Below are 20,626 nucleotides of genomic sequence, written 5' to 3'. Positions count from 1 at the left end.
TCGCCCGACCAACGGTCGGGCGCTACCCATGTGGTGGTGGGGTTGCCGGCCAGCGGCCGGCACTACCGCAGGTTACGGTGGGTGCGGACCGTTGGTCCGCACGGCCCCTGCCATCGCCCGACCAACGGTCGGGCGCTACCTATGTGGTGGCGGGGTTGCCAGCCGCTGGCCGGCAACCGGATCAATCAGGCCGCGCGCGCCAGCGCGTCCTTCGCTGCGGCGGTGGTCGACAGATCGAACACATCCACCGCGTCGATCAACCGGTTCGCCTGCTGCTCCAGGCTGCGCGCGGCGGCGCTGGCTTCCTCCACCAACGCGGCATTCTGCTGGGTGGTGCCGTCCATCTGGATCACGGTCTGGCTGACCTGTTCGATGCCCGCGCTCTGCTCCTGCGATGCGGCGGAGATCTCGGCCATGATGTCGGTGACGCGCTGCACCGACGCCACGATCTCGGCCATGGTGTCACCGGCCTCGCGCACGCGCCGTGCACCGTGGCCGACCTGTTCCACCGACGCTTCGATCAACGCCTTGATCTCCTTCGCGGCTGCCGCCGAACGCTGTGCCAGGGTGCGCACTTCGCTGGCAACCACCGCGAAGCCGCGGCCCTGCTCGCCGGCGCGTGCCGCTTCCACCGCGGCGTTCAGCGCCAGGATGTTGGTCTGGAAGGCGATGCCGTCGATCACGCTGATGATCTCGGCGATCTGCCGCGACGAGGTTTCGATCGCGCCCATCGTCGTCACCACCTGGCCGACCACGCTGCCGCCGTGAGAGGCAACGGTGTGCGCGCCGATCGCCAGCTGGTTGGCCTGGCGCGCATGCTCGGCGTTCTGGCGCACGGTGGAGGTCAGTTCCTCCATCGATGCCGCCGTCTCTTCCAGGTTGGCGGCCTGCTGTTCGGTACGGCGCGACAGATCGTTGTTGCCGGCGGCGATCTCCGCCGCCGCCGTGTGGATGTTGCCGGAGGCGTGCTTGATGTCGGTGACGATGGTTGCCAGCTGCGTAGCGGTGGTGTTGGCGTCGCCGGCGATACGCGCGAACACGCCCTGGAAATCACCGTGCATGCGCGCGCCGAGGCGGCCATCGGCAATCGCGCGCAGCATGCTGGAGACCTCGCCGAGGTTCAGTTCGGTGGTCTGCATCAATCGGTTCAAGCCGTCGACCATTGCGCGGAAATCATGCTCGAAGCGTGCGCTGTCGCCGCGCTGGCCGAAGTCACCGGCGGCGGCGGCTTCGGCCAGGCGGCGGATCTCGCCGTTGATCATGCCGAGATTGGCCTTGGCCGTATCCAACGCGTTGGTGATCACGGCCTTTTCGCCGGGCAGGCGTTCCATGTCCTGGCTGAGGTCACCGACGGCATAGCGGCCCATGATCGAGATCGCGCGCATCTTCACCTGGATGTGCGCGTCAACCAGCGTGTTGCAGTCGGCCACCATGGTGCCGAACGCGCCCGGGAATGCACTGGCATCCATGCGATGGCTGATGGTGCCGGCGTCATGCGCCTGCGCCATCGTCGCCTGTGCGTCCAGTACGCCGCGCAGCGTGGACTGCACCGCCTGCATCGCCTGCGCGAGGCGACCGATCTCGTCGCGGCTGCGCACCTGCACCACGTGCTGCAGATCACCGGCGGCCACGGCACGCGCAGCGGCTTCCACCGCCAGCACCGGCTGCACCACCGCGCGCCGCAGCCACCAGGCCAGGCCCATCAGCAGCAACACGGCGGCCAGCACGGTCAGCGCCGCGCACAGCAGCAGGGTCTGCCGCGCCTGCTGCGACCGCGCCGCTACGGTTGCTTCGGCCACCTGCGTGGCATGCGTGCTCAGCGCATCCAGTGCGGTCGCCACCGGGCGGTCCTTGCCACGCACCAGATTGTCGCCGGCGGCGGGATCGTAGCCGGCTTCCGCAAACGCCTGCAGGGCGGCGTGGTAGTCCTTCTGCAGCTGCGTGTGCAGGCCGATGAAGGACTGCGCCAGTTCGCGCGTGCGTATGTCCGGGCTGGCTACGAGGCCCCTGGCCAGCTGCTCGACCAGGCGGCCCTCGCTGTCAAAGGCGTCCAGATGGCGCTGGCGCAGCGCGTCGTCGTGGCCGCGCAGCAGCACGTTCTTCCATTCCTGCACCTGGCCGCGGAACTCGCGCTGCAGGCGTTCGGCGTCGCGGCTGTGCGCGACTTCGGGTGGAACCTCGGTGGACAACTTCAACCAGGCGGAGGCCAGGCCCGCCAATGCGCACAGCAGGACCACGGCCAGACCAACGGAAACCGCGCCGAGCAGCTTGGACTGCAGGCGCGGAGCACGGACAGACGCTTTCATGGAAGGGACTCTCGGGAAGGGGCAATGCGGTATCGACCTGTCCCCACGCGTCTGAAGTGCGACGCTCATCACATTACCGTTTCGTTTAGTGATGTGAAGGGGATGTTTCATAGGACAAATGTGTCCATATGGAACGAAAGAAGACTCTCGACAGATAATTTAAATGTAACTATCTTTGTTACATGAAATCCGCAAATCCACTGTCCGACGCCCTGCATGTGATGGCGCACCTGGTCGGCCATGCCGCCCCGCGCACGTCCGAGCAGCTGGCGTCCTGCCTGCCGACGCATCCGGTGGTGATCCGTCGCCTGCTGGCGCAGCTGCACAAGGCCGGCCTGGTGCGCAGCACCCGCGGCCACGGCGGCGGCAGCCTGCTGGCACGCGATGCCGCGGCGATCACCCTGCATGACATCTACCTGGCGGTGGGCGCACCACCGCTGGTCCAGGTCGGCGCACGCGACTCCGGCGGTGGCTGCCCGATCCAGCAGCTGGTCAACAGCGCCCTGCTCGAAGGGGCGCGCGAAGCGCAGCGCCTGCTCGAAGCGCGGCTGCAGGCGACCACGCTGGACCAGCTCGGCGCCGACTTCGCCCGCCATCTTGCCCATCACCGTTCCCTGGAAGGTCACCATGAATCCTGATGTGCTCATCGTCGGCGGCAGCTATGCCGGCATTGCCGCCGGCCTGATCCTGGCCCGTGCCCGTCGCCCGGTCACCGTCATCGACGCCGGTTCGCCGCGCAACCGTTTCGCCAGTCATTCGCACGGGGTGCTCGGGCTGGATGGCATCAGTGGCGCCGAGCTGCTGAAGACGGCGCGCCAGCAGCTGCTGGACTACCCCACGGTGCGTTGGGTGCATGCCGAAGCCGTTCAGGCCACCGCCAGCGCCGAAGGCGTGGAAGTGCGTACCGCCGATGGCCAGGTGCTGGCCGCGCGCAAGCTGCTGCTCGCCAGCGGCATCGCCGACCAGTTGCCGGCGTTGCCGGGCCTCGCCGAGCGCTGGGGCAGCACCGTGCTGCACTGCCCGTACTGTCATGGCTATGAAGTGGGTGGTGGTGCCATTGGCCTGCTTGGCGGTCATCCGATGTCCGCCAGCAAGGCGCCGCTGTTCGCGGACTGGGGCAATGTCACGTTCTTCAGCATGGGACTGGACATCACGGATGAGGAACGCGCTGCCATGCAGCAGCGCGGCGTGCAGATCGAGACGTCACCCGTGCTGGGCGTGCAGGGCGACCAGCCGACCTGGCTGGAAGTGGAGCTGGCCGACGGCCGCCGAATCGCCCAGCGTGCGTTGTTCGTGCCGGCCACCCAGGCGATGGCCACGCCATTGGTGCAGCAGCTGGGCTGCACGTTGGTCGAGAGCCCGCTGGGCGTGCTGATCGAGGTCGATGCGATGAAGCACACCTCGGTGCCGAACGTGTATGCCGCAGGCGATGCGACCACGGTGGGCAACATCACCCTGGCCATGGCCGAAGGCGTGCGCGCGGGCATCGGCGTGCACCATGCGCTGGTGGCCGAGGACAGCGTGCCGCGCTGAATGTGCCGGGGTCAGATCCCTTTCGCAGAAAGGGATCTGACCCCCGACGCCACGTGTTGCTCTGGTAGAGGCCGGCCTTGGCCGGCACCGCTCCATTACCCCTTCACGCACAGCACCTGCCGCAGCGTGTGCACCACGTCGACCAGGTCCAGTTGCGCAGCCATCACATCGTCGATCGACTTGTACGCGGCCGGTGACTCGTCCAGCACGCCACTGTCCTTGCGGCATTCCACATGCGCGGTGGCTTCGCGGTGCTGGGCCAGCGTGATCTGCTGGCGCGCCGTGCCACGGCTCATCACCCGGCCGGCGCCGTGGCTGCAGCTGTGGAAGCTGTCCTCGTTGCCCTTGCCGCGCACGATGTAGCTGCGCGTGCCCATGCTGCCGGGAATGATGCCCAGCTCGCCCTGACGCGCGCTGACCGCGCCCTTGCGCGTCACCAGCAGTTCCTGCCCGTGGTGCGTCTCCTTCTGCACGTAGTTGTGGTGGCAGTTCACCGCCATCGCCGCCAGCTGGAACTTCGGCAGCCGGTGGCGCATCTCGGCCAGCACGCGCGACATCATCGCCTCGCGGTTCTGCCGGGCGTAGTCCTGCGCCCACGACACTGCTTCGACGTAGTCATCGAACAGCGGCTCGCCTTCCATGAAGAACGCCAGGTCCTTGTCCGGCAGGTGGAAGCCCAGCACGCGCCGGGCCAGTTCCTCGCGCGCCTTCTCGATGAAGTAGGTGCCGATCAGGTTGCCGGTACCGCGTGAGCCGCTGTGCAGCATCACCCACACCGTGTCCGTCTCGTCCAGGCACAGTTCGATGAAGTGGTTGCCGCCGCCCAGCGTACCCAGCTGGCGGTCCAGCTTGTCGGTGCGGATCCTGCGGTGCTTGTCCTTGATCTTCTCCAGGCCGGCGGCCAGCCCGGACTGCACCAGCCGGGTGTGGATGCTGTCGGGCATGCGGTGATGCTCGCCGCCGCGCCCGTTGCCCACCGGAATGCTGCGCTCGATGCTGTTGCGCAGCTGCCGCAGGTCATCGGGCAGGTCATCGGCGCGCAGCGTGGTACGCACCGCCGCCATGCCGCAGCCGATGTCGACGCCGACCGCGGCCGGGATGATCGCCCCGCGGGTCGGGATCACCGAGCCGACGGTCGCGCCCTTGCCCAGGTGCACGTCCGGCATCACGGCCACCCACGGCCCGACGAACGGGATCGCGGCGATGTTGCGCAGCTGCTCATGTGCCTGCGCTTCCAGCGGCACACCGTTGACCCAGCCCTTGATCGGCGTGGTGCCCTCGGCATGCAGCCATTGATAGTTCTGTTGAGTGTCCATGTCTTCTTTAATGTCCTTGATGGGCCGGCGGCGCGTCCCTGCGCCACCGCTACCCCCTACCTGATCGTCACCAGCTGCTTCAGCACGCCATCCAGGCCGCCGAACACGGTGAGCGTGTCGATCTTCTCGGTGACCTTCTCCAGTGCCTCCAGCTCCTTCAAGCGCATCAGCACCGGGTTGTCCTCGATCAGCTTTGCGGTGTTGAGCTGCGAACGCGTGGCGTTGGCCTCCTCGCGGCGACGGATCACGCTGGCCTGGGCCTGCTTTTCGGCCAGCACCACGCCGTTGAGGATCTCCTTCATCTCGCCCGGCAGGATCACGTCCTTGATGCCGACGCCGAGCAAGCGCACGCCGTGGCCTTCGATCGCCGCCTGCACATGCGCAGCGATCTCGCCGTCCAGTGCCGCCTTGTCACCCAGCAGCTCGTCCAGGCTGCGCGCGGCAATTGCCTGGCGCAGGCCGAACTGCAGCTGCCGGTAGACGAACTCATCGGCATTGCTGAGCGTGCGGTGCGCACGCACCGGGTCGACCACCTGCACGGTCGCGGCCAGGTTCACCCGCAGGGTCACCTTGTCGCGGCTGAGCAGTTCCTGGCCGGACACGTCCAGTGAACGTGCACGCAGTTCCACACGCTCCACCGACACGTTGCCGTTGAAGTTCCAGAACGCGTGCAGGCCGGCGTCCAGCGTCTGCCGCAGCGTGCCATCGATGAACAGCAGGCCGACCGACTCGCTCGGCACCGTGCTGATCACCGCCACACGCGGCAGCACGCCCAATTGACCCAGCCGCTGCTGCACGTCGGCCGGAATGCGCGGCTCGTCACCCAACGCCATTACCTGCACCTGGGTATCGACCGAGCCGCGCCAGTACAGACGGCGGCTGCCCGGCGGCAGCACTTCATCGATGCGGCCGTTGCGCAGCAACAGGCCGACCTCGCTGGCGCCGACGTTGGCCAGCACGAAGTGCGTGTCCAGCTGTGCGCCCAGCGCTTCGATCAGGCTGTCCTGGTCGCTGCCAGTGTAGGCCGCGCCCTTCGATGCAGTGTGGATGTCCACGTGCGGCCGGCCGCCGAACGGCGACAGGCGGTGCACGCCCGGCAGCAGGATCTGCTGGAAACGACGGTTGCGATACACCAGGCCGCGCTCGCCGTCGCCGATCACGACCTTGATGGTCCAGAACATGGGAGTCTCTCCTTGTATGGCTCTGGTGGTTCGACCCGTTGCGGATGAATCGCCATGACCCGGGTCGATCCGGTCGTGGCGAGGCTGCCTGCACATCACGTGCAGGCAGCGGAAGAGGGCGGCCATCGGCGGACGGTCCGCGCGCGGAGCCTTCGATGCGCCGGCAGTGCTGCCATCGTCGTTCCCGGCAGGCAGCACCGGTGCGGAACGTGGCTGGCAGTGGCGGCGGGCCGGGGCCCGGCGTGAGGTCCGTTGCCTTCCACGTTCCTGCCCGAAGGCGATGTCGGTGGACGGCGACGATGGCCGCTGGGGCTTGCGCCCCGGGTGTTGCTTCAAGTCATGACGTGACAGGTCATGTTGTTTGGAGTGGGAATCGAACCCACGACAGACGGATTACGGATCCGTTGCTCTGACCAAGCTGAGCTATCCAGTTGGGGACCGCGCGGAATCGAACCGCGTACCGGCGAACCGGTGCCTGCCTCCAGCAGGCGATCCAGGCGATGGCATGTCCGCGACCTCCGGCATACGCCACGGCAACGCCGCGCGCACCAGCCCGTGGTTGAAACGGGACCGTTGGATAATCGAGGGTGCAGGCCACCGACATTATCGGCGAGCGATAATGTTCTGATGCGATGCAGATAATGTCCAGGCGCTGCCAGTCGCGCGAAGTAAATCCTTTGGCGGGGCGGGAAAAGCCTGGGTCAGTGAGCGGCGGGTCGCCGCGCGGGGTGCAGTTCTGGCATCGCGGGTCCTTGTGCCGACGCAAACGAAAACGCCCCCGGGACTTGCGTTCCGAGGGCGTCGTCAGGCCTCGGAGATCGGGGTGGCCGATCTCCGCAGGGCGGGTATCAGGCCGTTGTCAGCTGGTCTTCCTTGCCGAACGCGTGCGCCGGCCCGTCCATGCGCAGGCATGGCAGCAGTTTGGCGATGGCGACGGAATGCGCGTTCAAGGGAAGTTTCCAGTGGTTGTTGAAACGAGGTGCGCACGATAAACCACGATTTAGTCGTGCGCAACCATTTTGTTCAATTATTTTCTGCGGTATGTGTGCAATGCCGGCCAGCGGCCGGCACTACCGGCCCTCACGCTTCGGCGCTGGCGGCATCCAGCTGCGCGACATCCTGCACGCTTAGCGACACATTGGCCGCCGCCAGCAGATCGTGCAGCTGCTCGACGCTGGTGGCGCTGACGATCGGCGCGGTGATCGACGGCCGTGCGATCTGCCATGCCAGTGCGATCTGCGCGGCACTGGCGTTGTGCTTGCTGGCCACGTCATCCAGTGCCTGCAGGATGCGCAGGCCACGCGGATTCAGATAGCGCTTCACCACGTTCTCGCCACGCGCCGGGCTCTTGGCCGCATCGGCCGGCGTGCGGTACTTGCCGCTGAGGAAGCCACTGGCCAGCGCGTAGTAGCCGATCACGCCGATCTGTTCGCGCTGCACCAGCGGTTCCAGTTCCTTTTCGTAGCCGGCGCGGTCATACAGGTTGTACTCCGGCTGCAGGGTTTCGTAACGCGGCAGCTTGTAGTCGGTGGACACCTTCAGCGCATCGGCCAGGCGCGTGGCGCTGTAGTTGGAAGCACCGATCGCACGCACCTTGCCAGCTTCGATCAACCGGCCGAATGCAGCCAGGGTCGCCTCCAGCGGCGTCGACTCGTCATCCTCGTGGGCCTGGTACAGATCGATCACGTCGGTCTGCAGGCGGCGCAGCGAATCCTCGACCGCCGCATTGATGTTGTCCGGGGTCAGGCCGGGGCGCTCGGCCCACTTGGCCACCTTGGTCGCCAGCACCACCTTGTCGCGCTTGCCGCTGCGGGCAAACCACTTGCCGATCAGCGTTTCCGATTCGCCGCCGGCATTGCCCGGCACCCAGGCCGAATACACATCGGCGGTGTCGACCAGGTTGAAGCCGGCGTCGACGAAGGCATCGAGCAGGGCGAAGCTGGCCTTCTCATCGGCGCTCCAGCCGAACACATTGCCACCGAAGGCGAGCGGACGTACATGCAGGCCGGAACGGCCCAGTTCGCGGGTTGCCGTCATGGGCACGGACTCCTTGGGGGAAGTGCTCCAGAATAAAACGCGTAGTGTGACCGTGCTGCGGCGGCGACCACAAAACAGTGTTCCGCGATACGCACGCAGCTAACGTTTTGTGAACACCTGGGACGCCGCGGCTGCTAGTCTCGCCGCATCTTCCGCTGGAGTCGCTCCGATGATGCCTGCTTCGTCCCTGCGTGGTTGCCGCCTGCTGCTTGCTTCGGCCCTGTTTGCCGCTGTTCCCGCGTTCGCCGCACCGGCCACGGTGGCGCCGGCGAAGATCCAGGTGTCGCCGGCCATCGACGCGGCGGTGAAGGCACCCACCCGTGATGCCAACAACGTCAAGCGCGACGGCTTCCGCCACCCGGCGCAGACGCTGTCGTTCTTCAAGGTGACGCCGGAAAAGACCGTCATCGAGATCACCCCCGGCAACGGCTGGTACTCGGAGATCCTGGCACCCCTGCTGCACGACAAGGGCCACTACGTTGCTGCGGTGGTCGATCCGATGGCGGTGCCCGAAGGCCGTGGACGCGACTACCAGCAGCGCAGCCGCGACAGCCTGGAAAAGAAGTACGCCGCTGCACCGGCACAGTTCGGCAAGACTGCCGTGGTGGCCTACGATCCGGCCAAGCCGGTGTTCGGCCCGGCCGGTTCAGCCGATGTGGTGCTGACCTTCCGCAACGTGCACAACTGGCGCAAGGCCGGCCAGGCGCAGGGCATGTTCCAGGGTTTTTTCAACGTGCTCAAGCCGGGCGGCGTGCTGGGCGTGGTCGAGCACCGCGCCAAGGCCGACGTGGCCGACGACGATGACACCGGCTATGTCGGCCAGCAGCAGGTGATCGCGATGGCCGAGGCCGCCGGCTTCAGGTTGGACGCGCGCAGCGAGGTCAACGCCAACCCGCGCGACACCAAGGACCACCCGAACGGCGTGTGGACGCTGCCGCCGACCAACCAGCACGACAAGGCCGATGATGCGAAGTACCAGGCGATCGGCGAAAGCGACCGCATGACCCTGCGCTTCATCAAGCCGTAAAGGGGGGGGCAGGGCTGGCGCATGCTGACTCTGTAGAGCCGAGCCCATGCTCGGCTCATCGCGCGTAGCGCGGCGCATGGCTGGTCCCAAGGCCGGCCATGCGCCGGAATTCGATCGTATGCAAGGACATGGATAGTTGAAGAAGATTTTTTACATCGCTGTCGCGGTGCTGGTGCTGGGGCGGTTGATCGATTTCGTGTTCTACGGTGGTCATGCCCACGATCTGATGGCGACGGTAGGGTTTGCCGTCCTGTTTACGGGTGCCCTTCTGGAGGAACGTTCGCGCAAGGCCGACCCGCCGGCGGCAGACCTGCGGCGCCGGGCCAATGTCATCGCCGCGTGCGGCATCGCATTGGTCCTGGGTTCGTTCCTGCTGGAATGGAAGGTTTTCGGCTGAGCCCGCCGTGATCGCCGCGGCGGGAAAGGGCCGCCGAGCCTGCGCTCATCGCGTGCAGCGCGAGGTATGGCTGGCCCCCGGTCCGGCCATGTGCCGGAGCCCAATCGGATTCAAGGACATGGACCGTTGAAGAAGGTGCTGTACATCGTCATCGCGGTGCTGGTGCTGCCGCGGCTGTATGACTTCGTGTTCCACGGTGGGCATGCTTACGACCTGCTGGGAGCGACGGGTTCTGCGGTGCTGTTCTTTGGTGGCGTGCTGGACGAACAGGCCCGCATGACCTGCCCGCCCCCCGCGGCGCTGCGCCGCCGGGCCAATGTCGTTTCGGCATGCGGTTTCTTGCTGGTGCTGGGTTCGTTCCTGCTGCAGTGGAAGGTATTCGGCTGAGCCCTTCGTGTTCGTGGTCGCAGGAAAGAGCCGCCGGGCATGACCATGCCGGCCGTCCTGACCGGCACCCTGTGGTGCTACAACACCGGGGCGCCTGTACTTCGCGGCATGGGACAATGCCCCACCCGCCGACTGCCGTGCCCGCAATGCTGATCGCCTTCAACAAGCCCTTCAACGTGCTCTGCCAGTTCACCGACCGCAGCGTACCGCCGCGGCCGACGCTGGCCGTGTTCGGCCTGCCGCCGCGCGTGTATGCCGCCGGTCGCCTGGACCATGACAGCGAAGGCCTGCTGCTGCTGACGGATAAAGGTACGCTGGCGCACAAGCTGACCGACCCCAGGCACAAGGCCGACAAGACCTACTGGGTGCAGGTGGAAGGCACGCCCAGCGATGAGCAGCTGCAACGGCTGCGCGATGGGGTGGAGCTGAATGACGGGCCGACCTTGCCGGCGAAGATCGAGCGCCTCGATCCGGCGCCGTCGCTGTGGACACGCGATCCGCCGGTGCGCTTCCGCAAGACCGTGCCCGATGCCTGGCTGGCGATCACGATCCGCGAGGGCCGCAACCGCCAGGTGCGGCGCATGACCGCGGCAGTGAACCTGCCAACGCTGCGGCTGGTGCGGGTGGCGATGGGGCCCTACCGGCTGGACGACCTGCAGCCGGGGCAGTGGCGGCAGATCGGTTGAAACAGAAAGGCCGGATACCTCGCGGCATCCGGCCCTGGCTCGGGGTCAGATCCCTTCCGCAGGAAGGGCTCTGACCCGGTCGGTCACACTCAGGCGTCGCTGCCGATATCGCTGTGCTCGTCCACCACGGTGTCGTTGCGGCGGTCGCGTGCGTTGATGCGCTGCGCCTGCCCATTCACCACGTGGCCATTGGCAGCCTTCTTCTTCTGCTGCTTGCGGTACAGCGCATAGCCGAGCAGGCCGACGCCGACGGCAGCCGCGGCAATGGTCACGGCCGGGTTGCGGCGGGCGAACTTGGTGGCGACCTTGCCGCCGGTCTTCACTGCGCCGAGGGCGGCGCCGGTCTTGATCCAGTCCGCGTTGCGCAGGCTGCCACCGGCGCTCTTCAGGCCATCGCCGGCGGTGTGGGCCAGCTCCAGGGCGCGCTCCAGAGCGCGGTCGGTGATTACAGTCAGCTTGCTCATGCGGGGGTCCTTTGCCTCGGGTCGAAGTCCAGTGTCGCGTGTTGCCCGTAAACGGTATGTCAGTCGGGGACGCAGGCGGTGTGACTTTAGCGTAGCCATTCAGGATCAGGCAGGGTGGGTCGGATACCTTTCCGTTGGGAAACGGCTCTGACCCCAGCGCCACGCCTGGGTTCAGAGCCCATCGCGATGCAATGGGATCCGACCCCGCCCGTCAGGTTCCGCGCGGCTTGGCCCGGTGCGTGGCCGTCGCCGTCCACGGATCATCCGGCCATGGGTGGCGCGGGTAACGGCCCTTCATCTCCTTTTTCACTTCGGCGTAGGTGCTTTCCCAGAAGTTGCGCAGGTCCTGGGTGACCTGCAGCGGGCGGCCACCGGGGGAGAGCAGGTGCAGGGTCAGCGGCACGCGGCCATCGGCGATGCGCGGCGTGTCGGCCAGGCCGAACAGTTCCTGCAGCTTCACCGCCAGCACCGGCGGCAGCGGATCGCCGCTCTCGCTGTCCAGCGCATAGGTGATCGGCCGCTCCAGTCCGGACGGCACGGTAATGCGGGTCGGCGCATGACGCTCGACCAGCTGCCGTTGTGACCACTCCAGTGGCGATTTCAGCGCTTCGCCAAAGCTGGATTCGTCCAGCGCATCCAGTCGCGTCTTGCCGGCGAACGCGGGCTGCAGCCACTGCGCACGGTTGGCCAGCAGGGCGTCGTCGCTGCAGTCGGGCAGGCCGAGCTCGGGCATCCAGCGGCGCAGCGATTCCACCCGTGCCTGCCACTGGCGCAGGCCTTCGGTCCACGGCAGCGCCTGCAGGCCGAGCTCGGCCACCGCATCGGTCAGCGCCTGCGCGGCGTGCTGCGGATCGACCCGGCCGGCCGAGCGGCTGTCCAACACGATCCGGTCGAAACGGGTCTCGCGCAGGGCCACCAGGGCGCGGCGCTCGCTGTCCCAGCGCACCACGTCTTCGGTGACGAAGCGCTCCGGCCACGCCCTGCGCAGCTGGCCTTCGTCCACCGGTGCGGCACGCAGCAGCAGCGCATCGCGTGCCTCAAAGCGAAGCTCGCTGGCCACCAGCCACGGTTCGCCACGCAGGTCGCTCAGCTCGTGCAGGCGCGCGCTGCGCCCATTGGCCAGCAGGTAACGCAGTGGATCGCTGGGATGCTGGAAGCCGATCCGATCAGGGAAGGCGTGAGCGAGCAGGTCGCCCAGCTCATGGGCCTCGATGCTGGCCGGCGGCGTGGCTTCGCAGCGCAGGCGGCGACGCCACTGCTTGGCGGCGGCATCGATGGCGGCCAGCCCGCTGCGGTTGGCATCGCCCGGTGTGCGGCCATTGCGGAACGCGGCCAGTGCGCGCCAGCGGCTCGCCAGCGCGTCACCGCCCTGGCGCAGCGGATCGCGCGCTTCCAGCAGCGCGGCCAGATCGGCGGCCAGCGCCTGCGAACGTGCATCGGGCGCGGCCAGCAGCATCGCCGCCATCCGTGGGTGCGTACCCAGCGCCAGTATGCGGCGGCCGAGTGCGGTGATCGGACCACTGCTGGACAATGCGCCCAACCGCTGCAGCAGTTCGCGGGCGGCGCCCATCGGGCCGGCAGGTGGCGCATCGAGGAAGCGCAGGTCGCTGCTGCCCCAGGCGGCCAGTTCCAGTGCCAGTCCGGCCAGTTCCACCTGGTCGATCTCGGCGCGGCGCTGCGGCTCCAATCGCTGCGACTGCGGCCACAGCCGCCAGGCCACGCCTTCGGCCACGCGACCGGCGCGACCGGCGCGCTGGTCGGCCGACGCCTGGGCGATGGACACCACGTCCAGCCGGGTGAAGCCGCTGTTGGGGTCGTAGCGCGGTTCGCGTGCCTGGCCGCTGTCGATCACCACGCGCACGCCGGGCAGGGTCACCGACGACTCGGCCACGTTGGTGGCCAGCACCACGCGGCGGCGGCCATCGCTGGCGGCCTGCAGCACGCGCGCCTGCTGTTCCACCGGCAGCTCACCATGCAGGGCCAGTACTTCGACGCCGGCATCCAGCGATTCCTGCAGGCCAGCCTGCACCCGCGCGATCTCGCGCTGGCCGGGCAGGAACACCAGCAGGTCACCGGGGTGATCGGCCAGGGCCTGCTGCACCGCGCGGCGCACCTGCAGCTCCAGCGTCTCATCGCGGCGCGCCGGGAAATGGCTGACCGTCACCGGGTAGCTGCGGCCCTCGCTGCTCAGCCGCGGCGCATCGAGGAAGCGTGCCAGGCGCTCGCCATCCAGCGTGGCCGACATCACTACCAGTCGCAGGTCATCGCGCAGCTGCGCCTGCACGTCCAGCGCCAGCGCCAGGCCGAGGTCACCGCTGAGATGGCGCTCGTGGAATTCGTCGAACAGGATCGCACCGACTTCTTCCAGCATCGGGTCGTCCTGCAGCATGCGGGTCAGGATGCCTTCGGTGACGACTTCAATGCGGGTGCGTGCCGAGACCTTGTTCTCGAAGCGGATGCGGTAGCCGACCGTGCCGCCGACCTCTTCGCCCAGCTGCCGTGCCATGAACAGCGCGGCGCTGCGTGCGGCGACCCGGCGCGGCTCCAGCAGGATGATTTTCCGGCCTTGCAGCCATGGTGCTTCGAGCAGGGCCAGTGGTACCTGGGTGGTCTTGCCGGCGCCGGGCGGGGCTTCCAGCACCAGCCGTGGCTGCACGGCCAGGTGCTGCTGGATCTGCGGCAGCAGCGGGGAAATCGGGAAGAGCGGGGCATTCATGGGCAAAGGATAAGGGGCCATGGCGGCCGCAGGTACAATGCGCGGGCACTTTTCCCCCGCGATGACCATGCACCTGATCGATATCGGCGCCAACCTGACCCACGACTCCTTCGACCGCGACCGCGACGCCGTGCTGGACCGCGCACGGCAGGCCGGCGTGGTGCAGATGGTCATCACCGGTGCCAGCCGCGAGCACTCGCCGCTGGCCGTGCAGCTGGCGCAGCAGCACCCGGGCTTCCTGTATGCCACCGCCGGCGTGCACCCGCATCATGCGGTGGAGTACACCGAGGAATGTGATGCCGAGATGCGCGCACTGCATGATCACCCGGAAGTGGTGGCGGTGGGTGAGTGCGGGCTGGACTACTTCCGTGATTTCTCGCCGCGCCCGGCGCAGCACCGTGCCTTCGAGCGCCAGCTGCAGCTGGCCGCGGACAATGGCAAGCCGCTGTTCCTGCACCAGCGCGACGCGCATGCCGATTTCATGGCACAGATGAAGAACTTTGAAGGACGCATCGGCCCGGCGGTGGTGCATTGCTTCACCGGCGAACGCGACGAGCTGTTCGATTACCTGGACCAGGACTGGTACATCGGCATCACTGGCTGGCTGTGCGACGAGCGCCGTGGCGCGCACCTGCGCGAACTGGTGAAGAACATCCCGGCCAACCGCCTGATGATCGAGACCGATGCGCCCTACCTGCTGCCACGCACGCTGAAGCCGATGCCGAAGGACCGCCGCAACGAACCGATGTTCCTCTCGCATATCGTGGAAGAACTGGCACGTGACCGTGGCGAAGACGTTGCAGTGACGGCGGCCAATGCGACTGCGGCGACGCGTGCGTTCTTCCGCCTGCCCGACGCGGGTTGATGGGAGTGCCGGCCGCTGGCCGGCACTACCGGAGCAGGTCGCGCAGGCCCTCACGGTAGCTGGGGAAGCGCGGCTGCCACGCCAGCGCTTCACGCGTGCCACGACTGTCGATGCGCTTGTTGCTCTCGTAGAAGCGCCGTAGCGTCGGGCTGAGTGCAGGGTCGTCCCATGCCACGGCAGGTGGCATCGCAAACCCGCCCAGCTTCGCGGCGAAGGCCAGCACATCCTGCGGTGGGGCCGGCTCGTCATCGCTGGGCAGGTATATCCCCTGCGTAACCGGTCGCTGCATCGCCGCGACGATCACTGCCGCAAGATCCTCTACGTGCAGGCGGTTGAACGCCAGGCCCGGCCGAATCACATGGCGGGCACGGCCCTGTGACAGCTGCAGCAACGCATTGCGCCCCGGCCCGTACAGGCCGGGCAGGCGGAACACCGCCGAAGCGATGCCACGTTCCTCTGCAAGCGCACGCCATTGCGCTTCGGCACGCAGGCGCTGCACGCCGGCTGCTTCGGCGGCATCGGCTGCGCTGTGCTCGTCAACCCAGCCGCCGGCCCGATCGGCATACACCGACGTGGACGACAGATAGCCCACCCAGCGCAGTGCCGGGCTGGCCCGCAGAGCCGGCAGCAGCAGACGCAGTGCCGGGTCGCCCTCGGCATCGGGTGGCACGCTGCACAGCACGGCCTCGGTCTGCGTGATCTCATCGAGCAGGGCTGGCGACGGTGGAGTGTCAGCGTGCAGCTGATGCCGCAGCAGGCCATCGTCCGGCGCCGACGAGGGGTCACGCACCGTGCCGACGACGTGCACTCCCCGTGCCTGCAGCTGCGTGGCCAGCACGCATCCGCTCCAGCCCATACCGAGGATCAGCACCCGCGTAGGCAGCGCACTGGCCGGCAACGGGATGCTCACGCGCCGCGCAGTGCCTGGTAGGCCTGCAGGCTGCTGTAGGCGACCTGCAGCAACAGGGCTTCCTGATCGGCCTTGCGTGCACGCGCCAGCATGTCGCCGACGATCCGTTCGGCTTCCACTTGCTGACCGGCTTCCAGATCGCGCAGCATCGACGCCTTCAGCGCAGATCCGGCCTGGGTCAAAGTGCCGCGTGCGGTGTCCTGCGCGGCATCGGGAATCGGCTCACCGGCGGCTTCGGCCACCGCCAGGCATTCGTCGTACAGGCCGCGCACGATCGCCTCGCCATCGTGGGTAGCGACGATGGTGCCGATGTCCGCGCGCAGCAGGCAGGTGGCCGCGGCCAGCGCGGTCAGGAAGGTGTACTTGATCCATTGCTCCTGGCCGATGCGCTCGCTGGCCAGGTGGTCGAGGTTGGCCTGTGCGCAGGCGGTAGCCAAGGCGCGCACGCGCGCGGAGATCGCGCCGCCATCGCGCTCGCCGAAGGTGAGCTTGGCCGGCTTGCCCAGGTGCAGCACGGCGCCGTCGGCGGCCTTGGTGGCGCTGATGAAGCACAGGCCGCCCAGCACCGCCTCGCGGCCGAAGCGCAGGTCCAGCGCGTTGTAGTGGTGCAGGCCGTTGAGGATCGGCAGCACGGTGGTGTTCGCGCCCACGGCCGGAGCAATGGCGTCGATCGAGCTGTCCAGGTCGTAGGCCTTGCAGCTGAGGATGACCAGATCGAACGGCTTCCGCGCGGCCAATGCGGGCAGCGCATCGGCGGTGACGTGCTGCACCGGGAAGCTGGCATCGCCGAGTGGGCTGCGGATGACCAGGCCCTCGCGGTCCAGCTGTGCGGCGCGCGCGGGGCGTACGAGGAAGGTCACGTCCACGCCGGCCTGGGCCAGGCGACCACCGAAGTAACCGCCGGTACCGCCGGCGCCAAGGATCAGGATGCGCATTGCAGGTTCACCGTGCTCTGGGGGAATCATGAGTCCGATTGTGCCGGAGATTGCGGCCAACGGCGGTGCCCCTCGTGGTGGAAGAAGTACGCGCCTCTGCCAACGTCGCATCAGACGGTCCGAAGGATACCGGTCAGGACGGCCCGCATGACCCACGCTCGGCGGCTCTGCTCAGGACAGCTGTTGGCTGAAGTCTTCGGTGTATCCCAATAGAAGCGTGGTTCGGGTGGCCAGCGTTGCAGCCAGTTGTGACCAGGTGTCGTGCGTTCCGGCAGCGTAGACACGCTGCAGGTCAGCGACCAACGCGTTTGCCTCTGCTGGCGGTGGCGCGCGGTTACGCTGGAAGCCAAGCCACGATGCGCCGAGTCCGAACAGGCGGTAGTCGTACCGCTCCTGCAGGTGCCGTATCAGGGCGTGGTTCTGGAAGATGTCCCAGTCCGCGCTGAAGTAGCCGTTGGGCAGGGCGGCGATCAGCAGGTCATCGCGGTCCACCGGCACCTGCTGTACGCAGACCGCTTCGTCGACGATGAGGTCGGGTGCGGCATTGGCCGTGACCAGCGTCTCGATGTCTGCGTCATTGCACAGCAAGGTACCCGGCAGGGTGGTCCATTCCAGCCGATGGAAGGAGTGCTCCAGCTGCGCGATGACATGCGCCAGCAACCGCTCGCGTGCCGCCAACGCATCTTCGGGGGTCGCCGGGTCTTCGTCCTCGTACAGTGCGATGCGCGCGTCGTCGGACGCGTGCATGCTGGTGTAACGGCACTGACCGACATCGTCGAGCGTGCACAGATAGCGATGGCGGGGATTGGCCACGTGCAGCGACGCCAGGCAATCCAGCACCTCATCCAATGTGGGCGAATCGCCCAGCAGCACATGGCTGAAGGCATCGATGGGGCCGTCCGACACGGCCTTGTCCAACGGAATGGAAGTGATCTTCATCGCCACAGCCTAGCCGCATTCCCGAACGAGAAGAGCCGAGCACCGGCTTGGAACGCTTCATCCACGCATGGCGTGGATCCATCGTGTCGACCAAGGTCGACACCTACCGACGGAAGGAAACTATCAGGGGTGGGACGGTGTGGGGATGCAGGACCGTTGGCGCCATGGATGGCGCCATCGAGCCCCCATGGACGGGTTTACGGCGTGTCCTGCATCCCCACACCGTCCCGCCCAACTCATGCTGCTTCCGCCTTGTCTGTCGGCGGCCAGCGGCCGGCACTACTCAGCGGGTGCAGGGCCGCAGGCCCTGCAGGCAAAACTCAGCTGCGCATGCCCACGCCGCGACGCAGCAGCCACAGCGCCAACGCCGTCAGCACCACCACGAAACCGATCATCAGGCCGTAGGCCACCGGCAGCGGTACATCGCTGCTGCCCAGCAGGCCATAGCGGAACGCGTTGACCATGTAGAAGATCGGGTTGGCGTGCGTGGCCGCTTCGGCCCAGCCCGGCAGCAGCTTCACCGAATAGAACACGCCACCCAGGTAGGTCAGCGGGGTCAGGATGAAGGTCGGCACGATCGCCACGTCATCGAACTTCTTCGCATACACCGCGTTGATGAAGCCGGCCAGCGAGAAGATCGTCGCGCCCAGGATCACCGTGGTCAGCATCACCAGCGGGTGCGGGATGCGCACCGGGGTGAAGAACATCGCGATGATCAGCACGATCACGCCCACCATCAGGCCGCGCAGCACGGCGCCGGCCACGTAGCCCCACAGGATCACCCAGTTCGGCATCGGGCTGACCAGCAGTTCTTCCACGTGGCGGCCGAACTTGGCGCCAAAGAACGAGGAACTGATGTTGCCGTAGCTGTTCTGGATCACGCTCATCATCACCAGGCCCGGCACGATGAACTGCATGTAGGTGTAGCCGCCCATGTCACCCACGCGCGACCCGATCAGGTTGCCGAAGATCAGGAAGTACAGGGTCATGGTGATCGCCGGCGGCACCAGGGTCTGGCCCCAGATGCGCATGATGCGGGCGACTTCGCGGCGCACGATGGTCATCAGCGCGATGCGGTTGCGCTGGCCGTCGGTCAGCTCGGTGGTGCTCATGCAGGCTTCTCCAGGTTGCCGGTGAGGCGCACGAACAGCTCCTCCAGGCGGTTGCTCTTGGTACGCATCGAACGCACGCGGATACCGGCCTCGTTGAGCGTGGCGAACACGCGGTTGAGGTCCATTGCGCGCGGCATGTCGATGTCCAGCGTGTGCGGGTCCGGCGCGGTCAGCGTCGCACCTTCGATCACCGGCAGCTGTGCCGGCAGGTCACCGTCGATGTCCAGCAGGAAGCCCTCCACGTCCAGCTTGGCCAGCAGGGTGCGCATCGGCCCCTGCTCGACGATCTGGCCATGGTTGATGATCGCCAGGTGGCGGCACAGGTACTCGGCTTCTTCCAGGTAGTGCGTGGTAAGGATGATCGTGGTGCCTGCGGCATTGATCTCCTTCAGCACGCGCCACATGTCGCGGCGGATCTCGATGTCCACGCCGGCGGTCGGCTCGTCCAGGATCAGCAGGCGCGGGCGGGTCATCATCGCGCGGGCGATCATCAGCCGGCGCTTCATGCCGCCGGACAGCGTGCGGCTCATTACCTGTGCCTTTTCCCACAGGTGCGCGCGCTTCAGTTCCTCTTCGGCGCGCTGCTCGGCTTCCTCGCGCGGTACGCCATAGAAGCCGGCGTAGTTCACCAGGATGTCGAAGGGCTTCTCGAACAGGTTGAAGTTGATTTCCTGGGGCACCAGCCCGATCAGGCGCATGGTGGCGCTGCGGTTGCGCACCAGGTCGCTGCCGAACACTTCCACCTGGCCCTCGCTGAGGTTGACCAGGGAGCTGATGATGCCGATCAGGGTCGACTTGCCGGCGCCATTGGGGCCGAGCAGGGCGAAGAAGTCGCCCGGGGCCACTTCCAGGGAAACCCCCTTCAGGGCCTGGGTGCCGTTGTCGTAGGTCTTGCGCAGGTCGCGCACGCGCAGGGCGGGCGCCGTATCGTTCTGGGATGCCAAGCTCGAAGCCTTCGCGCCCATGGGCTGGCGCTGGAGAGGGGCGGGGAGGGGCTATTATAGAAGACCCCGAGGGCTTGCCCCGGCTACACACTGTCCCGAAAAGTCGTGCCTGTTCAATTCCCCCTCAAGCTGGTCGGCTGCCGCATGCTGGCCCCGACCGTCGGCCACTACCAGTTCGTGCGTGACGATGGGCAGCCGCTGGATTTCCAGCCTGGCCAGTTCATCCAGGTCCATTTCAGCTACGCCGACGGCACCGAAACCAAGCGCAGCTACTCGCTGGCGACCATCCACGACCACGCGCTGGGCCCAGGCGAGGCGGTGGATATCGCCGTCAGTTTCGTGCCCGGTGGCGCCGCCACGGCCCTGTTCGAGGCACTGGAGCAGGGCGGCCAGATCAGTGCGTCCGGCCCCTATGGCCGGTTCTGCCTGAATCCCGGTGACCACAACGCCCGTTACCTGCTGATCGCCACCGGTACCGGCGTTACCCCGTACCGCTCGATGCTGCCGCTGCTGGAAAAGGCCATGGCCGAACGCGGTGTGCAGATCGTGCTGCTGCAGGGCGCGCGCAGCCCGGGCGAGCTGCTGTACAGCGAAGATTTTTACAGCTTCGCCGAAAAGCACCCGAACTTCCGTTATGTTCCGTGCCTGTCGCGTGAACTCCCGGCTGATCCGCACCCGGACGTACAGCACGGCTACGTGCAGCAGGCGCTGGCCGGCTTCACGCCGGACCCGGCCACCGACATCGCCTACCTGTGCGGCAACCCGGACATGGTCGATGCCTGTGCCGAGCTGCTGAAGGCCGCCGGCCTGGGCAACCCGCAGATCCGCCGCGAGAAGTACGTCAGCAGCAAGTAAGTCAGGGTAGTGCCGG

The 20,626-nt window shown here is 67.2% G+C and carries 19 protein-coding genes and 1 tRNA gene; 8 read left to right on the top strand and 12 right to left on the bottom strand.

Translation table 11 applies throughout. The annotated features are described in order from the left end of the window. Window positions 1-185 precede the first annotated feature (185 nt). On the bottom strand, window positions 186-2,306 hold the full coding sequence (locus AC5P78_RS18805; RefSeq protein ID WP_043034463.1) for a methyl-accepting chemotaxis protein: 2,121 nt from the start codon (window positions 2,304-2,306) through the stop codon (window positions 186-188). A 182-nt stretch (window positions 2,307-2,488) separates the two neighbouring features. On the opposite strand from AC5P78_RS18805, the gene AC5P78_RS18800 reads away from it, so the two are divergent. Continuing rightward, window positions 2,489-2,944, top strand: coding sequence for an Rrf2 family transcriptional regulator (locus AC5P78_RS18800; protein ID WP_044571046.1), 456 nt, complete (start codon window positions 2,489-2,491; stop codon window positions 2,942-2,944). Continuing rightward, window positions 2,934-3,839, top strand: a complete 906-nt coding sequence (locus tag AC5P78_RS18795; RefSeq protein WP_012481581.1) for an NAD(P)/FAD-dependent oxidoreductase — start codon at window positions 2,934-2,936, stop codon at window positions 3,837-3,839. Before AC5P78_RS18800 ends, AC5P78_RS18795 begins: the two co-directional genes overlap by 11 nt. A gap of 95 nt (window positions 3,840-3,934) precedes the next feature. On the opposite strand, the gene AC5P78_RS18790 is transcribed toward AC5P78_RS18795, so the two are convergent. The 4 genes from AC5P78_RS18790 to AC5P78_RS18775 form a co-directional block, all read right to left on the bottom strand. After that, a complete protein-coding gene (locus AC5P78_RS18790) occupies window positions 3,935-5,155 on the bottom strand; it encodes an RtcB family protein (RefSeq protein ID WP_012481580.1) in 1,221 nt (406 codons plus the stop codon). 56 nt (window positions 5,156-5,211) lie between these two features. Beyond that, entirely contained in the window at window positions 5,212-6,336 is a 1,125-nt protein-coding gene (locus AC5P78_RS18785) for a slipin family protein (RefSeq protein ID WP_005411579.1), read from the bottom strand. A 361-nt stretch (window positions 6,337-6,697) separates the two neighbouring features. Beyond that, window positions 6,698-6,766, bottom strand: a tRNA-Thr gene (locus tag AC5P78_RS18780). A gap of 650 nt (window positions 6,767-7,416) precedes the next feature. Further along, a complete protein-coding gene (locus AC5P78_RS18775) occupies window positions 7,417-8,373 on the bottom strand; it encodes an aldo/keto reductase (protein ID WP_012481579.1) in 957 nt (318 codons plus the stop codon). Between the two features lie 169 nt (window positions 8,374-8,542). On the opposite strand from AC5P78_RS18775, the gene AC5P78_RS18770 reads away from it, so the two are divergent. The 4 genes from AC5P78_RS18770 (at window position 8,543) to AC5P78_RS18755 (ending at window position 10,870) form a co-directional block, all read left to right on the top strand. Beyond that, window positions 8,543-9,400: a class I SAM-dependent methyltransferase gene (locus AC5P78_RS18770; protein ID WP_012481578.1), complete on the top strand. Its 858-nt coding sequence runs from the start codon at window positions 8,543-8,545 to the stop codon at window positions 9,398-9,400. A 136-nt stretch (window positions 9,401-9,536) separates the two neighbouring features. Further along, window positions 9,537-9,797: a hypothetical protein gene (locus AC5P78_RS18765; RefSeq protein WP_049451239.1), complete on the top strand. Its 261-nt coding sequence runs from the start codon at window positions 9,537-9,539 to the stop codon at window positions 9,795-9,797. A gap of 135 nt (window positions 9,798-9,932) precedes the next feature. Then, complete coding sequence (locus AC5P78_RS18760; RefSeq protein WP_241895533.1) at window positions 9,933-10,184, top strand: hypothetical protein; 252 nt, start codon at window positions 9,933-9,935, stop codon at window positions 10,182-10,184. Between the two features lie 146 nt (window positions 10,185-10,330). Beyond that, window positions 10,331-10,870, top strand: a complete 540-nt coding sequence (locus AC5P78_RS18755; RefSeq protein WP_088437045.1) for a pseudouridine synthase — start codon at window positions 10,331-10,333, stop codon at window positions 10,868-10,870. Window positions 10,871-10,959: 89 nt separating this feature from the next. Here AC5P78_RS18755 and AC5P78_RS18750 read toward each other — a convergent pair whose 3' ends face one another. Further along, a complete protein-coding gene (locus AC5P78_RS18750; protein WP_005411574.1) occupies window positions 10,960-11,334 on the bottom strand; it encodes a hypothetical protein in 375 nt (124 codons plus the stop codon). A gap of 211 nt (window positions 11,335-11,545) precedes the next feature. Then, entirely contained in the window at window positions 11,546-14,050 is a 2,505-nt protein-coding gene (gene hrpB, locus AC5P78_RS18745) for an ATP-dependent helicase HrpB (RefSeq protein WP_099527229.1), read from the bottom strand. 67 nt (window positions 14,051-14,117) lie between these two features. Here hrpB and AC5P78_RS18740 point away from each other — a divergent pair, with 67 nt between their 5' ends. Then, a complete protein-coding gene (locus AC5P78_RS18740) occupies window positions 14,118-14,915 on the top strand; it encodes a TatD family hydrolase (RefSeq protein ID WP_043034484.1) in 798 nt (265 codons plus the stop codon). Between the two features lie 25 nt (window positions 14,916-14,940). On the opposite strand, the gene AC5P78_RS18735 is transcribed toward AC5P78_RS18740, so the two are convergent. From AC5P78_RS18735 to AC5P78_RS18715, 5 genes are all read right to left on the bottom strand, one after another. After that, window positions 14,941-15,771 carry a Rossmann-fold NAD(P)-binding domain-containing protein gene (locus AC5P78_RS18735; protein ID WP_495217321.1) on the bottom strand — a complete coding sequence of 277 codons (831 nt, stop codon included), beginning with the start codon at window positions 15,769-15,771 and terminating at the stop codon, window positions 14,941-14,943. A 50-nt stretch (window positions 15,772-15,821) separates the two neighbouring features. After that, window positions 15,822-16,760 (bottom strand): 2-dehydropantoate 2-reductase, encoded by a 939-nt coding sequence (gene panE / locus AC5P78_RS18730; protein ID WP_414498333.1) that lies wholly within the window; start codon window positions 16,758-16,760, stop codon window positions 15,822-15,824. Window positions 16,761-16,931: 171 nt separating this feature from the next. Next, window positions 16,932-17,699, bottom strand: coding sequence for a hypothetical protein (locus tag AC5P78_RS18725; RefSeq protein WP_414498332.1), 768 nt, complete (start codon window positions 17,697-17,699; stop codon window positions 16,932-16,934). Between the two features lie 320 nt (window positions 17,700-18,019). Continuing rightward, on the bottom strand, window positions 18,020-18,811 hold the full coding sequence (locus AC5P78_RS18720) for an ABC transporter permease (protein WP_005411568.1): 792 nt from the start codon (window positions 18,809-18,811) through the stop codon (window positions 18,020-18,022). Beyond that, window positions 18,808-19,776 carry an ABC transporter ATP-binding protein gene (locus AC5P78_RS18715; RefSeq protein WP_005411567.1) on the bottom strand — a complete coding sequence of 323 codons (969 nt, stop codon included), beginning with the start codon at window positions 19,774-19,776 and terminating at the stop codon, window positions 18,808-18,810. Before AC5P78_RS18715 ends, AC5P78_RS18720 begins: the two co-directional genes overlap by 4 nt. Before the next feature lie 84 nt (window positions 19,777-19,860). Here AC5P78_RS18715 and AC5P78_RS18710 point away from each other — a divergent pair, with 84 nt between their 5' ends. Continuing rightward, window positions 19,861-20,610, top strand: a complete 750-nt coding sequence (locus tag AC5P78_RS18710) for a ferredoxin--NADP reductase (protein WP_024958208.1) — start codon at window positions 19,861-19,863, stop codon at window positions 20,608-20,610. The last annotated feature ends 16 nt before the right edge of the window (window positions 20,611-20,626 follow it).

Source organism: Stenotrophomonas sp. YJH_SMC_133, from assembly GCF_059370655.1.
Note: the sequence above shows the minus strand (reverse complement) of the source record. Positions and strands in the feature narration are given on the sequence as shown.

Bases quoted from the DNA above. Each gene is read 5' to 3' on its own strand.
- AC5P78_RS18805 (WP_043034463.1), bottom strand. From the start codon at position 2,306: ATGAAAGCGTCTGTCCGTGCTCCGCGCCTGCAGTCCAAGCTGCTCGGC.
- AC5P78_RS18800 (WP_044571046.1), top strand. From the start codon at position 2,489: ATGAAATCCGCAAATCCACTGTCCGACGCCCTGCATGTGATGGCGCAC.
- AC5P78_RS18795 (WP_012481581.1), top strand. From the start codon at position 2,934: ATGAATCCTGATGTGCTCATCGTCGGCGGCAGCTATGCCGGCATTGCC.
- AC5P78_RS18790 (WP_012481580.1), bottom strand. From the start codon at position 5,155: ATGGACACTCAACAGAACTATCAATGGCTGCATGCCGAGGGCACCACG.
- AC5P78_RS18785 (WP_005411579.1), bottom strand. From the start codon at position 6,336: ATGTTCTGGACCATCAAGGTCGTGATCGGCGACGGCGAGCGCGGCCTG.
- AC5P78_RS18775 (WP_012481579.1), bottom strand. From the start codon at position 8,373: ATGACGGCAACCCGCGAACTGGGCCGTTCCGGCCTGCATGTACGTCCG.
- AC5P78_RS18770 (WP_012481578.1), top strand. From the start codon at position 8,543: ATGATGCCTGCTTCGTCCCTGCGTGGTTGCCGCCTGCTGCTTGCTTCG.
- AC5P78_RS18755 (WP_088437045.1), top strand. From the start codon at position 10,331: ATGCTGATCGCCTTCAACAAGCCCTTCAACGTGCTCTGCCAGTTCACC.
- AC5P78_RS18750 (WP_005411574.1), bottom strand. From the start codon at position 11,334: ATGAGCAAGCTGACTGTAATCACCGACCGCGCTCTGGAGCGCGCCCTG.
- hrpB (WP_099527229.1), bottom strand. From the start codon at position 14,050: ATGAATGCCCCGCTCTTCCCGATTTCCCCGCTGCTGCCGCAGATCCAG.
- AC5P78_RS18740 (WP_043034484.1), top strand. From the start codon at position 14,118: ATGCACCTGATCGATATCGGCGCCAACCTGACCCACGACTCCTTCGAC.
- AC5P78_RS18735 (WP_495217321.1), bottom strand. From the start codon at position 15,771: ATGGGCTGGAGCGGATGCGTGCTGGCCACGCAGCTGCAGGCACGGGGA.
- panE (WP_414498333.1), bottom strand. From the start codon at position 16,760: ATGCGCATCCTGATCCTTGGCGCCGGCGGTACCGGCGGTTACTTCGGT.
- AC5P78_RS18725 (WP_414498332.1), bottom strand. From the start codon at position 17,699: ATGAAGATCACTTCCATTCCGTTGGACAAGGCCGTGTCGGACGGCCCC.
- AC5P78_RS18720 (WP_005411568.1), bottom strand. From the start codon at position 18,811: ATGAGCACCACCGAGCTGACCGACGGCCAGCGCAACCGCATCGCGCTG.
- AC5P78_RS18715 (WP_005411567.1), bottom strand. From the start codon at position 19,776: ATGGGCGCGAAGGCTTCGAGCTTGGCATCCCAGAACGATACGGCGCCC.